Raw genomic sequence first — 13,867 nt, forward strand, 5'->3', positions numbered from 1 at the left:
CGTTTTCCGTTGGAAAACGGATCTGACTCCATGACCCCACGCAATTCCAGGACCCATCCAACCGTCACCGGGAAACTGTCAAAGGCGGGGCGGTGTGGGCTGGCAGGACCGTTGGCGCCATGGATGGCGCCATCGAGCCCCATGGATGGGTTTACGGTGTGTCCTGCCAGGCCACACCGCCCCGCCATCCACCGGGATGCAGCTGTTGCTGTTGCGGTTGCCGGCCAGCGGCCGGCACTACCGCGGGTGCCGGGCGGCAGCCCGGCTCAGACGCCGAATCGCTCGTCGTCCATCGCCATCAGCGGGGCGGCGCCGGACTGGATCGCGGCGGCGTGGCTGAGGGTGCGCGGCAGCACGCGGGCGAAGTAGAACCGCGCGGTCTCGCGCTTGCCCTGGGCGAAGGCGGCGCCGTGCGCGCTGGCATCGGCGGCGGCCACGCTGCGGGCCCACCAGTAGGCCAGCACCACGTAACCCGAATAGAACAGGTAGTCGTAGCTGGCCGCGCCCAGTTCGTCCGGACTGGCGGCCGCGCGCTGGAGCACGTCCATCGTCAGCTTGCCCCATTCGGCGGCCTTGGCGCGCAGCGGGCCAATGAACTCGGCCAGCGCTTCGTTGCCCTCGTGTTCCTTGGCGAAGGCTTCGATCTCGGCCAGCATCAGCTTCAGGCCGGCGCCCTGGCTGGACGCGGTCTTGCGGCCGATCAGGTCCAGCGCCTGGATGCCGGTGGTGCCTTCATACAGCGTGGTGATTCGGGCATCGCGGGCCAGCTGTTCCATGCCGTGTTCGCGGATGTAGCCGTGGCCACCGAAGCACTGCAGGGCGTTGTAGGTGTTCTCGATGCCCCATTCGGTCTGGCAGGCCTTCGAGATCGGGGTCAGGAAGCTCACCAGGGTGTCGGCGCGCTCGCGCTCAGCGGCATCCTCGGCATGGTGGGCAACGTCGATGAGGGTGGCGGCGTGCAGCGCCAGCAGGCGGCTGCCTTCGACCAGCGACTTCACCGTCAGCAGCATGCGGCGCACATCCGGGTGGACCAGGATCGGGTCGGCCGGCTTGTCCGGGAACCTGGCACCACTCAGGGCGCGCGACTGCAGGCGCTCACGGCTGTACTTCAGCGCGTTCTGGTAGGCGCGCTCGGACAGGCCGATGCCCTGCAGGCCGACCCCCAGGCGCGCGGTGTTCATCATGGTGAACATCGCCTGCAGGCCTTTGTGCGGCTGGCCGACCAGGTAGCCCTGCGCGCCATCGAAGTTCATCACGCAGGTGACCGACCCCTTGATGCCCATCTTGTGCTCGATCGAGCCGCAGCGCAGTGCGTTGCGCTCGCCGACGTTGCCGTCGCGGTCGACCTTGAACTTCGGGGTGACGAACAGCGAGATGCCCTTGGCACCCGGAGGAGCGTCGGGCAGCTTGGCCAGCACCAGGTGCACGATGTTCCCGGTCAGGTCATGCTCGCCGGCGGTGATGAAGATCTTGGTGCCGGTGATCGAATAGCTCCCATCGGCGTTCGGCTCGGCCTTGGTCTTGAGCAGGCCGAGGTCGGTACCGCAGTGCGGTTCGGTCAGGCACATGGTGCCGGTCCAGCGGCCCTCGATCAGCGGCTTGAGGAAAGCCTCGTGCTGCCAGGCCTCGCCGTGCTGCTTCAACGCTTCGATCGCGCCGTGCGAGAGCAGCGGGAAGTTGCCCCACGCCAGGTTGGCGGCGTTGATCATTTCGTTCAGCGGCACGCCCAGGGTGTGCGGCAGGCCCTGGCCGCCCAGCTCCGGCGAGGCGGTCAGGCCGGTCCAGCCGCCATCGACGAACTGGTCGTAGGCCTGCTTGAAGCCGGGCGGGGTGGTCACTTCACCGGTGGCCTGGTCGAGCACGCAGCCGATCTCGTCGCCGACGCTGTTGAGCGGGGCCAGCACGGTGGCGCTGAAGCGGCCGGCTTCCTCCAGCACGGCATCGACCACGTCGGCGGTGGCGTCGGTGAAGCCCAGGCGGGCGAACAGGGGTTCGACCTTGAGCACGTCGTGCAGGGCGAAACGGAGGTCGGAAAGCGGGGCGGTGTAGCTGCTCATCGGTACGTCTCGATTTGATCAGGGCAGGGGAGAGCGGCGCCGGGCGCCGCCACGAAAGGCGGGTTCAGCGCAGCACGCCGGGCAGGCCGGGGGCCTGGTTGAGGGTGCTGCGGCTGCTGATGTCAAAGCTGCGCTGCTTCTTCTCCTGCGGCGTGGCCGCCACCGTTCCCTTCAGGCCATAGGCCAGGGTGCGGTTGCTGGCCAGCGCATCGGCCACCACCAGGCGCGCGGCCGAGCTGGGCACGAGGTCGACATTGATGACGTCGGCGGAGGTGCCGCCGATGGAGATGCCGGGCTTGGCCTGCAGGGTGCCGGCTTCGTTGTCGCCGACGGTCAGCGCCAGCGAGACGTCATCGAAGGTCATCGGCATCGAGCTGAAGTTCTGCAGGCGCAGGGCCACGGTCCAGTTGCCGTCGGCACGCACGGTGAGCTGCTGCAGGCTGGCCGCCGGTTCCGAAACACGCTTGACGATGCCGTTGTTGCAGGCAACAAGGGCGAGGGTGCACAGGACAATCAAGGCGATACGGAAACGGTGGAGCATGGGCGCAAGTCCTCTGGAGGGGTGCGTTTGAATAAGCATACTATGGCGTATGGTCGTTTGGATCGCCTGTGGCGACCCGTCGCAGAGGGTAGCGCGTGAAGATGGTGGCCGGGCGTGCGCGGCGCCGCGGTTGCAACGCGGTTCAATCGGCGGGCGTATCGCGAAGCGGGGCCATCAGGCGCAGCGGGCGCAGGTCGTAGCCCATGGCCTCGGCCTTTTCTTTCAGCGCTTCGAAGCGTGCGCGATCCATTTCCGGCAGGCGCGAGAGGATCCACAGGTACTTCCGGTCCGGTTCACCGACCAGCGCCCACTGATAGTCCGGATCCAGCGCCAGCACCCAGTAGTCGGCCCAGACCAGCGGGACCCAGCTCAGCCAGTCCGGCGCGAAGCGCACCTGCAACTGGCCGGGATGGCCGGCCACCGCGCGAGCCACGCCTTCGGCGACCACGCGCTCACCGTCGCCGTTGCGGCAGGCGTTGGTGACACTGATGCGGCCATCGCTGCGCAGTCCGTAGTTGGCGGTGATCTCGCCCACGCACTGCTTCTGGAACGAGACCGGAAGATGCGCAATCTCGTGCCACTGGCCGGCGTAGCGATCGATGTCCAGGCGCTCGACCGCGCGCACAGGTTCAGTGGCGATCACCGGGAAAGCGGCCAGCAGCAGGCAGGCGAACAGGGCGGGGCGCAGAGGCATCGTCAGGCTCCAGGCAGGAGTCTGGAGCGTAGGTGCCGCCGCGCATGCCGGTGTAAATGTTTCGTCAATCGGGCGTGTGCGCAGGCGCCGCATCCGCCACTCGTGCAGTGCGCGAAGCACGGACAAAAAAAGACCTGCATCTCTGCAGGTCTCGAAAGATGGTGGCCGAAGACGGAATCGAACCGCCGACACGGGGATTTTCAATCCCCTGCTCTACCAACTGAGCTACTCGGCCAAACTGTGTGGCAACCACGATCAACCGTGATTGCCGAAAAAAAGACCTGCATTTCTGCAGGCTGTCGAACGTGGTGGCCGAGGACGGAATCGAACCGCCGACACGGGGATTTTCAATCCCCTGCTCTACCAACTGAGCTACTCGGCCACGTAGTTCATTGCAGCGAGGTCGCTGCCAAGGACGCGCATATTACGGAGGTCAGCCGCCTACGGCAAGCATTTTGGCAAAAAACCTTCACATTGCCGTCTGCGCAGGCGCAAGTACTTGATCCGCCGTCGCGGAGCGGGGGCGCGCTGGATGCCGATTCAACCGGGCGCGGCGGCGCGGTGATCATCGCGTGCGGCGGAATTCAGCGGGCCACGGTGATCGACAAACGCGGCGTGGCGCGGCCTGCGCGTGGACGGCACCGATACCGGACATGGAACGCTGTTTTCGTGACCGCCATGGGGGAACGCTGCAGCGTAGTGTCCGCGTTCCTTTCCTGATGCTGGCAACAGCAGAGACCGTCGTCATGTCCGACTCATCGACCACCGCCCGCATCGTGCTGGCGTCGCGTCCGCAGGGGGCGCCCACCGCAGCCAATTTCCGCCTGGAGCAGGCCGCGCTGCCGCCCTTGGGCGACGGCGAGGTGCTGCTGCGCAATCGCTACCTCTCACTGGACCCGTACATGCGTGGACGCATGGATGAGGGACCGTCGTATGCCGCGCCGGTGGCAGTGGGGGCTGTGATGGAAGGCCAGACCGTGGCCGAGGTGGTGCAATCCAGGGCCGAGGGGGTCGCAGTGGGCGAACGGGTGCTGGCGCCGGGCGGGTGGCAGACCCACGCCGTGCTGCCGGCCAAGGCGCTGGGCCGCCGCCTGGACCCGGCCGGGCTGCCGTTGAGTACGGCGCTGGGGGTGCATGGCATGCCGGGCTTCACCGCCTACTCCAGCCTTCATGAAATCGCCCGCCTGCAGCCGGGAGAGACGCTGGTGGTGGCCGCCGCAACAGGGCCGGTCGGCGCGACCGTGGCGCAGTTGGCCAAGCTGCAGGGCGCGCGCGTAGTGGCTATCGCCGGTGGCGAGGCCAAGCGTGCCTATCTGCAGACGCTGGGCGTGGACGTGGCGCTGGATCATCGCGCGGCTGATTTTGCCGAGCAGCTGCGCGCGGCGGTACCTGCGGGTATCGACGTGTACTTCGAGAACGTCGGGGGCCATGTACTGGACGCGGTGCTGCCGTTGCTCAACGACTTCGCCCGCATTCCGGTGTGCGGCACCATCGCCACCTACAACGATCGTGGTGTCGCGCAGCCTGGCCCGGACCGCCTGCCGGCGCTGTTCAGCCAGATCCTGCGCCAGCGCCTGATCGTGCGCGGTTTCATCGTGCACGACTTCAAGCACCTGTGGCCGGATTTCGAGCGCGAGATGCAGCAGTGGCTGCGCGAGGGCCGCATCCAGTACCGCGAGGATGTGGTGGAAGGGCTGGAAAATGCACCGGAGGCGTTCTTCGGGCTGCTGCAGGGGCACAACTTCGGCAAGCTGGTGGTGAAGCTGGACTGAGGGCTTGGCCGGTGCCGGACAAGGTCGGCGGCTTGCGGGTCGCGTCAGCCATTGGCGACCTTTTCCCGGCGCAGCAGTTCGCGCTTGCGTGCCACGCCCCAGGCATAGCCGGACAGGTCGCCGTCGCGGCGCACCACCCGGTGGCAGGGCACCGCCACGGCCAGCGGATTGCTTGCGCAGGCGCGTGCCACCGCGCGGCTTGATCGCGGCGCGCCGATACGCGCGGCGATTTCGGCATATGAGGCCGTCTGTCCGCGCGGAATCTGCTGCAGCGCCTGCCATACACGTTGCTGGAACGCCGTGCCGCGGATGTCCAGCGGCAGCGTGGCGCCTCGCGAGGGATCCTCGACCAGGCCCACCACCTGTGCCACCAGTTGCTCATAGCCGCTGTCGGCCCCGACCAGTTCGGCCTGGCGGAAGCGCTGCTGCAGTGACTGCAGCAGCGCTTCCGGATCGTCGCCGAGCAGGATCGCGACCACGCCGGTGGCACTGCTGGCCACCAGCACGCTGCCCAACGAACTTTCGGCAAGCGCGAAGTGGATGACTTCGCCGCGACCACCGGCACGCCATTGCTTCGGCGTCATGCCCAGCAGCTTCGGCGCGTTCTCGTAGAAGCGTCCGCTGGAGCCGAAGCCGGCATCGTGGAAGGCGTCGGTGATGCGTTCCTTCTGCTGAAGTTCGCTGCGCAGGCGATCGGCGCGCAGCGCTGCAGCGTACTGCTTCGGGGTCAACCCGGTCGCCTGCTTGAACAGGCGATGCAGCCGGGTCGGGCTGCAGCCGGCGATGGCGGCCAACGCCTGCAGCGAGGGCTCGTCGAGGCTGGCCTGCAGATGGCGGCAGACCCGTTCGACGCGGGCATCGGGAGCGGTGGTGGCGGTGCTGTCCATGGATGGATTCTGGCACGTGCCGGTTCTACGGAAACTCCGTTTCCTGCACCGGGTCGGGAGGCCCGGAAACGGAGTGTCGGCAGGCGAGAGGCGCGGCATCGTGGTGGCCACTCCACAACCGGTACCACCCTCATGCGCCTGAACAACAAGATCGCCCTCATCACCGGTGCCAGTGCTGGCATCGGTCGCGCCAGCGCGCTGCGCTTTGCTGCCGAAGGGGCAAAGCTGGTGCTCAATGCACGACGCCCACAGCCGCTGCAGGTGCTGGCCGAGCAGATCCGCGCCGCCGGTGGCGAGGTGGTGGTGCATGCCGCGGACGTGGCTGATCCGGCCACGGCACCGGCGCTGGTGGAACTGGCCCAGCAGTCATTCGGTGGGTTGGACATCGCGCTCAACAATGCCGGCATGCTCGGGCCCGGTGCACCGGCAGCAGAGTTCCCGGTGGATGCGTGGCGCGAGGTGATGGCCACCAATCTCGATGCCGCCTTCCACGCCGCACGCGCCCAGTTGCCGGCGTTGCTGGCACGCGGCGGTGGCTCGCTGGTGTTTGTCGGCACCTTCGTCGGCCACACCGTCGGCTTCCCGGGCATGGCGGCCTATGCGTCGAGCAAGGCGGGGCTGATCGGCCTGAGCCAGGTGATCGCGGCCGAATACGGCGTGCGCGGCGTGCGCAGCAACGTGCTGCTGCCCGGTGGCACCGATACCGAAATGGGCCGGCAGGCCGCACCGACCGGCGATGCCCGCGACTTCGTGCGCTCGCTGCATGCACTCAAGCGCATGGCCGAGCCGGAAGAGATCGCCAATGCGGCGTTGTTCCTGGCCAGCGATGAAAGCAGCTTCGTTACCGGTACCGCAATGCGCGTTGAAGGCGGCGTGTCGATCACCCGAACCTGAGCGCCGTCACGTGCGAGGCGAGTAGCGGATGCCGCTGCTGGCCATGAATCCCTTCGGGTCGAACCGGGCCCAGGCCTCGCCCCAGCTGAAGCGGGCGTGGCCGCCTGCCAGTTTGCGCCCCAGTGCCGTGGCCAAGGTGCGCCGCATGAAAGCCACTTCGGCATCGATCGCGGCCTGGGTCGGCCAGCCTTCTTCCAGTGTCGCATCAGGCAGATCGACACCCATCGTCACCCTGTCGAGCTGTTGCCCGTGGAAGCACAGGCTGATGCCAGCGGGTGCACCGCCCAGGCTGAGCCGGTGCAGGCTCAGCCAGACGTAGCCGGTGCCGACATCGCGCTCGCCATGCGTCAGCGTGGCGAAGGCGATGCGCGCCTCCTGCAGTGAGAGGCTGGGACAGATCAGGTTCGGCAGCGTGCCGAGCTGGATGCTGCCGTCGGTTGGATTGAAGTTCATCGGCACGGTGGGCGCCGCGTGCTGGGCGGGCGGGGGCATGGGTGTCCGCGGAATTCGTGCTGCATCGGATTCTGGGCGTGCGTTCACCGTCGCAGCAAGTGGGTTCGTGCACACGCTGTTGGCGCGGGACTGACCTGTGGATTACCCGCCGGCCTCTAGCGTGGGGCAGAACGTCGGCCTGATGCCGATGAGGGAGCAATCAGATGAACGAGCCAGACAAGGATCAGGACCCGAAGCAGGGCATCCAGGAAAGCCGCCAGGACCGGAAGCAGGACAACGTGGCGAAGCAGCGGCTGGGCCAGTGCGACCAACAGGTGCGTGATGCGCATTCGCGCAGCCCGCGCCGCAAGGATGGCGGCCAGGAACCCGGCTAGGCGGATTCCAGACAAGAAAAAACCCGTAGATCGCCAGGATCTACGGGTTCTTCTGATTAGTGGTGGAGCCAAGGAGGATCGAACTCCTGACCTCGTCATTGCGAACGACGCGCTCTCCCAGCTGAGCTATGGCCCCACGGCAAGGCTGCAGTGTAGCGCTGCCTGCCGGGCTTGCCAAGCACCGGGCAGGGACGACGCAAGGCCTGGATCCACCGCCGTGCAGGCCGGATTCGGGCCAGTGCTTGGCGCAGCAGGGCGAATTCGACAGAGACCAGGCGTTGCGCAAGGCAATGCCGGGGGCGGCAGCAATGAGCAGTCGTTCCGCGAAGCCGTGGCGCCGTAGAAGTAAAGGCGAGAGCTGGTTTCGCAGCGCGCATGCGGGCGACTTGCGAGGGTCGATGTCGCGCTGACCCGGCTGCCAGGAGCTTCGGGGTCAGATCCGTTTTCCTTGGGAGAACGGAGCTGACCCCAAGGTGGTGCCGGCGGACTGTGCCGAAACCGCTTGTTTCGCCGGGTTCGGGTGCCGCGCAACGAAATCGTAACAATTTGGGGGATAATGGCCGCTTGCGCAGTTTTCCCCCTTTTTGCCGCCCGGCTCGCGCAGGCCGCACGGACGCCTCCTCAGAGCATTCCATGCCCTCCCATTCCGATTCCCGCCGCCTGTCGGGTCTGTCGTCTTCCTTCGCTTCCTTCCGCCGCCATCCGCTGGCCCTGGCCTGTGCCGGCCTGGCCCTGGTCGGCAGCTTCGGTGCCGCCGCGCAGGACAGCGCGCCGACCCCGACCGGCCTGGACACGATCACCGTGACCGCCGAACACCGTGAGCAGAACCTGCAGGAAGTGCCGGTTTCGGTGGGCGTGGTGCAGGGCGAGCGCATGCGCGACTTCACCGCCGGCGGCGACGACACCCTGCTGGCACTGTCCGGCCGCGTGCCGAGCCTGTATGCGGAAACCACCACCGGCCGCATCTTCCCGCGCTTCTATATCCGTGGCCTGGGCAATATCGACTTCTACCTGGGTGCCTCGCAGCCGGTGTCGATCATACAGGACGATGTGGTGCTGGAGCACGTGGTGCTGAAGTCCAACCCGGTCTATGACGTGGACCAGGTGGAAGTGCTGCGTGGCCCGCAGGGCTCGCTGTTCGGCCGCAACACCACCGCCGGCATCGTCAAGTTCGACACCCTGAAGCCGACCCAGGACTACACCGGCCGGGTCAGCGCCAGCTACGCGACCTACAACAGCGTGTCGATCGACGGCGGCTTCGGCGGCCCGATCAACGACATCGCTTCGTTCCGCGTGTCGGCGCTGTACCAGCACCGCGATGACTACGTCGACAACACCTACAAGGGCCCGAGTGCCGACGGCACGGTCAGCCCGAAGAAGAACGCGATGGGCGGCTTCGATGACCGCAACGTACGCGCGCAGCTGCTGCTGACCCCGAGCGACCAGTTCTCGATCCTGGCCTCGGCCCACGCCCGTGACTACGAAGGCACCTCGACCTTGTTCCTGCGCGGTGCGCTGACCAAGGGTTCGAACAAGACCGACGTGCCGCGCGACCAGGTCGCCTACGACGAAGCCGACAACAACCCGCAGGCCTACAAGACCTACGGCGGCTCGGTGAAGGCGCGTTACGACTTCGGCGCGATCGACTTCACCTCGATCACCGCCTACGAGACCACCTCCGGTTACAGCCGTGGCGACACCGACGGTGGCGCCGCGGTGAACTTCCCGGTGAACGGCGTGCCGAACGGCTACGGCCAGTCGATGGGCCGCATCCGTGACCTGGACCAGTGGACCCAGGAATTCCGCCTGGCCAGCCATGACGACAGCGCGTTGCAGTGGCAGGCCGGTGCCTTCTACTTCAACGGCAGCGACACCACCGACTTCTACCAGCGCGCCTGGTTCCTGCAGGGCGCGGCCCGCAACCCGAACAACTGGGTGCGCCTGCGCAACAAGAACACCTCGTGGGCCGGCTTCGGCCAGCTGAGCTATGCCTTCACCGACAAGTTCACCGTCACGGCCGGCCTGCGCCAGACCCGGGACGAGAAGCACACCCGCCTGCTGAAGACGGCTGACACTGCCGCTGGCGTGGTCACCTACAAGGGCCGCACCGACGTCAAGATGTCCGACACCACCCCGAGCTGGGATCTGAGCGCGATGTATCAGATCACGCCGGACGTGAGCGTCTATGCCAAGGTCGCCCGCGGCTTCCGCGGCCCGACCATCCAGGGCCGCTCGGCCGTGTTCAATGCCGACTTCACCACCGCCGATTCCGAGACCATCCTGTCCTGGGAAGCGGGCGTGAAGAGCAGCCTGTGGGACAACCGCCTGCGCTTGAACGCCACCGCGTTCACCTACACCGTCAACGACATCCAGCTCAACGGCAACGATTCGGACGGCAACGGCGTGCTGTTCAACGCCGACAAGGCCAAGGCCTATGGTTTCGAAGCGGACATGGAGCTGCGCCCGATCCCGAACCTGACCCTTAGCGCCGGCCTGAGCCTGCTGCACAGCGAGATCAAGGACAAGCGCGTCTACGCGCAGGTCTGCGGCCTCAACGGCCAGGTGGTGTGCACGGTGAATGACCCAACCATCAAGGTCGGTGCCAACACCTTCGCGCAGATCGACGGCAACCCGCTGCCGAACGCGCCGAAGTACAACGTCAACCTGGCCGCCCGCTACGACTTCCCGGTCAGCGACGCGGGCACCATGTTCGTCTCCACCGACTGGAACAAGCAGGGCTACACCAGCTTCGTGCTGTACGACAGCAAGGAGTTCAACTCCAAGGGTGATTTCGAAGGCGGCCTGAAGATCGGCTACTCGGGCAACTACGGTGCCTACGAAGTGGCGCTGTTCGCGCGCAACATCACCAACGAGAAGAACCTCAAGGGTGTGATCGAGAACTATATGGCTGCGGTCTACAACGAACCGCGCACCGTCGGTGTCTCGCTGAACATGAACTGGTAAGGCGTTGCCACGGTGGCGGGTCTTCACGCCATCGCACTGCTGGAATGCAAAGGGCGGCCCGGTGATCCGGGTCGCCCTTTTTCATGGCCTTCGACGGTAGCCGGATCGCAATCCGGCGCCGTGCTCGGCGCTTCAACGTGCCGGCAGCAGCGCCTGCAGCCGCGACTCCAGCTCCTGCTGGCGCCAGCCCGCCAGTGCGGCCGGCCATTGGCGGCGCTCCAGGTAGCTTTCCAGATGCTTGCGCGAGGCCAGCACGCCATCCGGCAGGCCCAGCTCGCGGCTGCGCTCGGCAACGGCGTCCTGCAGCCTCTTCAGTGCCTGCTTGTTGGTGTCGTTGGCGGGCAATGCCAGCGGTGCCTCGGCCTCATCGGCCAGCGGCGTGTCCAGCGCCTGCCACACCGCGCCAGCGAGTTTGCGCGGTGCCTTCGGGAACTGTTCAAACAGCGTGGCCAGCGCGGCGGCATCGGCCGGTGGCGTGCGTGCCAGCGTGGCGGCCAGTTCGTTGTCCAGGATCCAGCTGCGCGGGCGGTCGCTGCTGCGTGCCTGCACATCACGCCAGCGCAGCAGGCGCAGCAGGCGGCGCTGCGCGGGAGCATCGAGAAACTGCGCTGAGCGCATCGCCAGATGCGGCCAGCGGTCCTCGTCATTGGCGACGCTGGCCAGCAGGCGCTCGCCGTCGTCGTGCAGCCACTGCTGGCGGCCCAGCGCCTGCAACTTGGCATCGATGGCGTCATGCAGCGCGAACAGGTGCTCAACGTCGTCGGCGGCGTACTGCAGCTGCGATTCCGAGAGCGGACGGCGCATCCAGTCCGAACGGGTTTCGCCCTTGGCCAGCGCCACGCCGGTGATCTCCGCAACCAGCTTCTGGTAACCCATGCCGCCACCGATACCGGCCAGCGAGGCACCGATCTGGGTGTCGAACAGCGGTCGCGGCAACACGCCGCAGGCCCACTTGAAGGCGACCAGATCTTCGCTGGCGCTGTGCATCACCTTGATGATCGATTCATCGGCCAGCCAGGGCGCCAATGCTTCGGTCATGCCGGGAATCAGCGGATCGATCAGCAGGATGTCCTGCCCGACCGCCATCTGCACCAGAGCCAACTGCGGCCAGAACGTGCGTTCACGGATGAATTCGGTGTCCAGGCCGATGCGGGCCGGACGCTGCTGGAAGTACGCATCCAGCTCGGCGGGGGTGGTGATCCAGGTTGCCACGGGTCAGGGCCTACTACTCGGGTTTGCTCAGGCAGGGGAGAATAGCCTAACGTCGGTCCGCGTCCGTGCCGAAGGAGATCCTGCTTGCGTTTTCCGCTGTCGTCCGTGCTGTGCACCGCTCTGGCCGTGGCCCTGGCCGGTTGCACACCGTCGCCCTCGGCGACACCGGAGCCGGGGCCGGCTGCTGGCGAAGACGCGCGGCCGCAGGAAGGCTCACTGGCGGAGCCGACACCGGGGGCCGGGCAGGGCAGCGTCACCATTGCCGGTGAGGATGCCACCGAGGACGTGCAGCGGTGGACACCGCCACGGGTCGACCGGCAGGGCCGCAGCGTCGCCCAGCTGCGCCGCGCAGCCGAGAAGGCGTTCAGCGAAGGGCACCTGTACGAAGACGCCGACGCGGCGGTTCCGCTGTGGCTGGCGGTGCAGGAGGAAGACCCGGATGACCGCCTCGCCCGCAGCGGCCTGCAGCGTGCTCGCCAGCGCCTGCAGCAGCAGGCCGATGCCCTGCTGGTTCGGCCACTGCGGCAGCGCGAGGCGCTGGCCGAGGCGAGTCGCCAGGCGCTGGTGCTGCTGACCCTGGCGCCGAAGGATGAGAAGGTGCGCGCGCTGCAGGGCCGGGTGGAGCTCGCCCAGCGCGTGGTGGCCTATAACCGTGCTGGCGAGGAAGACCTGCGGTCGGGGCGGATCGGTGAGGACGGTGACGGTGCGATCGGCAACTTCCGTGAAGCGCTGGCTCTGGACGAACACAACAGCCGGGCGCGGCAGGGCCTGGCGGCGGCCGAAAGTGGCCTGATCCGCCGGGCCGAGGACGCCGCGCGCGTGCGCGACTTTGCCAGTGCGGGCACCTGGCTGGCCGAAGCCAGCAAGGTCCGTGACTCGTCACCGACCATTGCCGATGCCTTCGAGCGCATCGAGCAGATCCGCGCCGCCGCGCTGCTGCAGCTGCGTGATGAGGGCCTGCGCGAGCTGGCGACGCCGCAGGGGCTGAAGCCGGCGCGCGAAAAGCTGGCCGAGGCCCTGCGCATCGCCTTGCCGGGGGATGCGGTGGTGGCCCAGCTGCGCGAACGCATCGATCTGGCCACCCATTACGGCAGCTTCCGCCCGGGTCAGGTGTTCAGCGACGCGATGCGTGATGGTGGGCGCGGTCCGCAGATGGTGGTTGTGCCGCATGGCGGCTTCCAGATGGGCGCGGGTGATGCCGAGCCCGGCTCCACCGACGCCGAGCGCCCCTCCCATTACGTTCGCTTTGACCGCGGCTTCGCGATGGCGATCACCGAGGTTACCGTCGGCGATTTCGAGCGCTATGTGAAGTCGACCAATGCACGACCACGTGCGACCCGGCGCGGCCACTCGGTGGTCTATGACGAGCGCAGCGGCAATTTCATCCGCCGTAGCGGCGTCGACTGGCGTTCGGATTACGATGGCGCGCGCGCACTGGGCAACTCGCCGGTGATGCATGTCAGCGTGCGGGATGCCGAGAACTACGCGGCATGGCTGTCCGAGCAGACCGGACGCAGCTACCGGCTGCCGAGCGAGGCCGAATTCGAATATGCGCTGCGCGCCGGGAGCAGTGGCCGCTACCCCTGGGGAGACGCGGGTACGCCGCCGCCGGGCAGCGGCAATTTCACCGGCAGCAAGGACGTCTCGCCTTCGGGTCGGCACTGGCACAACGCTTTCATCGGCTATGGCGATGGCTGGTGGGGACCGGCGCCGGTGGCCAGTTTCCAGGCCAATGCTTTCGGCCTGCACGACATGGCCGGGAATCTGAGCGAATGGGTGGCCGACTGCTGGCACGCCAGCTACCGGCGTGCGCCGTCCGACGGTGTCGCCTGGTTCAACCCGGGCTGCCGGTCACGGGTGATCCGGGGCGGCAATTGGGCCAATGCGCCCGAGCAGACCCGTGCGGCCTGGCGGCAATCGCAGGATTCGGACACCACCAATGCGCGCATCGGCTTCCGTCTGGTGCGCGGCATCTGAGCGGCATCGGGCTTCACCCGCTGCTGGCGTCCGCGCACTAAG

General features: G+C 67.3%; 11 protein-coding genes and 3 tRNA genes. 5 read left to right on the plus strand and 9 right to left on the minus strand.

The window, feature by feature from the left end:
* Positions 1 to 266: 266 nt before the first annotated feature.
* From AC5P5V_RS10145 to AC5P5V_RS10165, 5 genes are all read right to left on the minus strand, one after another.
* Positions 267 to 2,057 carry an acyl-CoA dehydrogenase C-terminal domain-containing protein gene (locus AC5P5V_RS10145; protein ID WP_231352219.1) on the minus strand — a complete coding sequence of 597 codons (1,791 nt, stop codon included), beginning with the start codon at positions 2,055 to 2,057 and terminating at the stop codon, positions 267 to 269.
* A 64-nt stretch (positions 2,058 to 2,121) separates the two neighbouring features.
* Entirely contained in the window at positions 2,122 to 2,598 is a 477-nt protein-coding gene (locus tag AC5P5V_RS10150; protein ID WP_072169136.1) for an LEA/WHy family protein, read from the minus strand.
* Between the two features lie 142 nt (positions 2,599 to 2,740).
* A complete protein-coding gene (locus AC5P5V_RS10155; RefSeq protein ID WP_005417806.1) occupies positions 2,741 to 3,292 on the minus strand; it encodes a lipocalin family protein in 552 nt (183 codons plus the stop codon).
* A gap of 159 nt (positions 3,293 to 3,451) precedes the next feature.
* Positions 3,452 to 3,527, minus strand: a tRNA-Phe gene (locus tag AC5P5V_RS10160).
* A 71-nt stretch (positions 3,528 to 3,598) separates the two neighbouring features.
* Positions 3,599 to 3,674 (minus strand) — tRNA-Phe (locus AC5P5V_RS10165).
* A gap of 364 nt (positions 3,675 to 4,038) precedes the next feature.
* Here AC5P5V_RS10165 and curA point away from each other — a divergent pair.
* Positions 4,039 to 5,064, plus strand: coding sequence for an NADPH-dependent curcumin/dihydrocurcumin reductase (gene curA / locus AC5P5V_RS10170; protein WP_134969004.1), 1,026 nt, complete (start codon positions 4,039 to 4,041; stop codon positions 5,062 to 5,064).
* 44 nt (positions 5,065 to 5,108) lie between these two features.
* Here the strand turns inward: curA and AC5P5V_RS10175 are convergent, their stop codons facing one another.
* Complete coding sequence (locus AC5P5V_RS10175; RefSeq protein WP_061478072.1) at positions 5,109 to 5,951, minus strand: bifunctional transcriptional activator/DNA repair enzyme AdaA; 843 nt, start codon at positions 5,949 to 5,951, stop codon at positions 5,109 to 5,111.
* A gap of 132 nt (positions 5,952 to 6,083) precedes the next feature.
* Here AC5P5V_RS10175 and AC5P5V_RS10180 point away from each other — a divergent pair, with 132 nt between their 5' ends.
* Complete coding sequence (locus AC5P5V_RS10180) at positions 6,084 to 6,845, plus strand: SDR family oxidoreductase (protein WP_134969002.1); 762 nt, start codon at positions 6,084 to 6,086, stop codon at positions 6,843 to 6,845.
* 6 nt (positions 6,846 to 6,851) lie between these two features.
* Here AC5P5V_RS10180 and AC5P5V_RS10185 read toward each other — a convergent pair whose 3' ends face one another.
* Entirely contained in the window at positions 6,852 to 7,337 is a 486-nt protein-coding gene (locus tag AC5P5V_RS10185) for a hypothetical protein (RefSeq protein WP_134969001.1), read from the minus strand.
* A gap of 164 nt (positions 7,338 to 7,501) precedes the next feature.
* On the opposite strand from AC5P5V_RS10185, the gene AC5P5V_RS10190 reads away from it, so the two are divergent.
* Positions 7,502 to 7,672: a hypothetical protein gene (locus tag AC5P5V_RS10190; protein ID WP_181357906.1), complete on the plus strand. Its 171-nt coding sequence runs from the start codon at positions 7,502 to 7,504 to the stop codon at positions 7,670 to 7,672.
* 60 nt (positions 7,673 to 7,732) lie between these two features.
* Here AC5P5V_RS10190 and AC5P5V_RS10195 read toward each other — a convergent pair.
* A tRNA-Ala gene (locus AC5P5V_RS10195) sits at positions 7,733 to 7,808 on the minus strand.
* Between the two features lie 497 nt (positions 7,809 to 8,305).
* Between AC5P5V_RS10195 and AC5P5V_RS10200 the strand changes: the two genes are divergently transcribed.
* Entirely contained in the window at positions 8,306 to 10,636 is a 2,331-nt protein-coding gene (locus AC5P5V_RS10200) for a TonB-dependent receptor (RefSeq protein ID WP_061478069.1), read from the plus strand.
* A gap of 132 nt (positions 10,637 to 10,768) precedes the next feature.
* Here the strand turns inward: AC5P5V_RS10200 and rnd are convergent, their stop codons facing one another.
* Positions 10,769 to 11,848: a ribonuclease D gene (gene rnd / locus AC5P5V_RS10205; protein ID WP_231352218.1), complete on the minus strand. Its 1,080-nt coding sequence runs from the start codon at positions 11,846 to 11,848 to the stop codon at positions 10,769 to 10,771.
* Positions 11,849 to 11,932: 84 nt separating this feature from the next.
* On the opposite strand from rnd, the gene AC5P5V_RS10210 reads away from it, so the two are divergent.
* A complete protein-coding gene (locus AC5P5V_RS10210) occupies positions 11,933 to 13,825 on the plus strand; it encodes a formylglycine-generating enzyme family protein (protein WP_005417788.1) in 1,893 nt (630 codons plus the stop codon).
* Positions 13,826 to 13,867: the final 42 nt, after the last annotated feature.

It is taken from the genome of Stenotrophomonas sp. YJH_SMC_130, from assembly GCF_059369035.1.

Coding starts and splice junctions, on each gene's coding strand:
- AC5P5V_RS10145 (WP_231352219.1), bottom strand. CDS start 2,057: ATGAGCAGCTACACCGCCCCGCTTTCCGACCTCCGTTTCGCCCTGCAC.
- AC5P5V_RS10150 (WP_072169136.1), bottom strand. CDS start 2,598: ATGCTCCACCGTTTCCGTATCGCCTTGATTGTCCTGTGCACCCTCGCC.
- AC5P5V_RS10155 (WP_005417806.1), bottom strand. CDS start 3,292: ATGCCTCTGCGCCCCGCCCTGTTCGCCTGCCTGCTGCTGGCCGCTTTC.
- curA (WP_134969004.1), top strand. CDS start 4,039: ATGTCCGACTCATCGACCACCGCCCGCATCGTGCTGGCGTCGCGTCCG.
- AC5P5V_RS10175 (WP_061478072.1), bottom strand. CDS start 5,951: ATGGACAGCACCGCCACCACCGCTCCCGATGCCCGCGTCGAACGGGTC.
- AC5P5V_RS10180 (WP_134969002.1), top strand. CDS start 6,084: ATGCGCCTGAACAACAAGATCGCCCTCATCACCGGTGCCAGTGCTGGC.
- AC5P5V_RS10185 (WP_134969001.1), bottom strand. CDS start 7,337: ATGCCCCCGCCCGCCCAGCACGCGGCGCCCACCGTGCCGATGAACTTC.
- AC5P5V_RS10190 (WP_181357906.1), top strand. CDS start 7,502: ATGAACGAGCCAGACAAGGATCAGGACCCGAAGCAGGGCATCCAGGAA.
- AC5P5V_RS10200 (WP_061478069.1), top strand. CDS start 8,306: ATGCCCTCCCATTCCGATTCCCGCCGCCTGTCGGGTCTGTCGTCTTCC.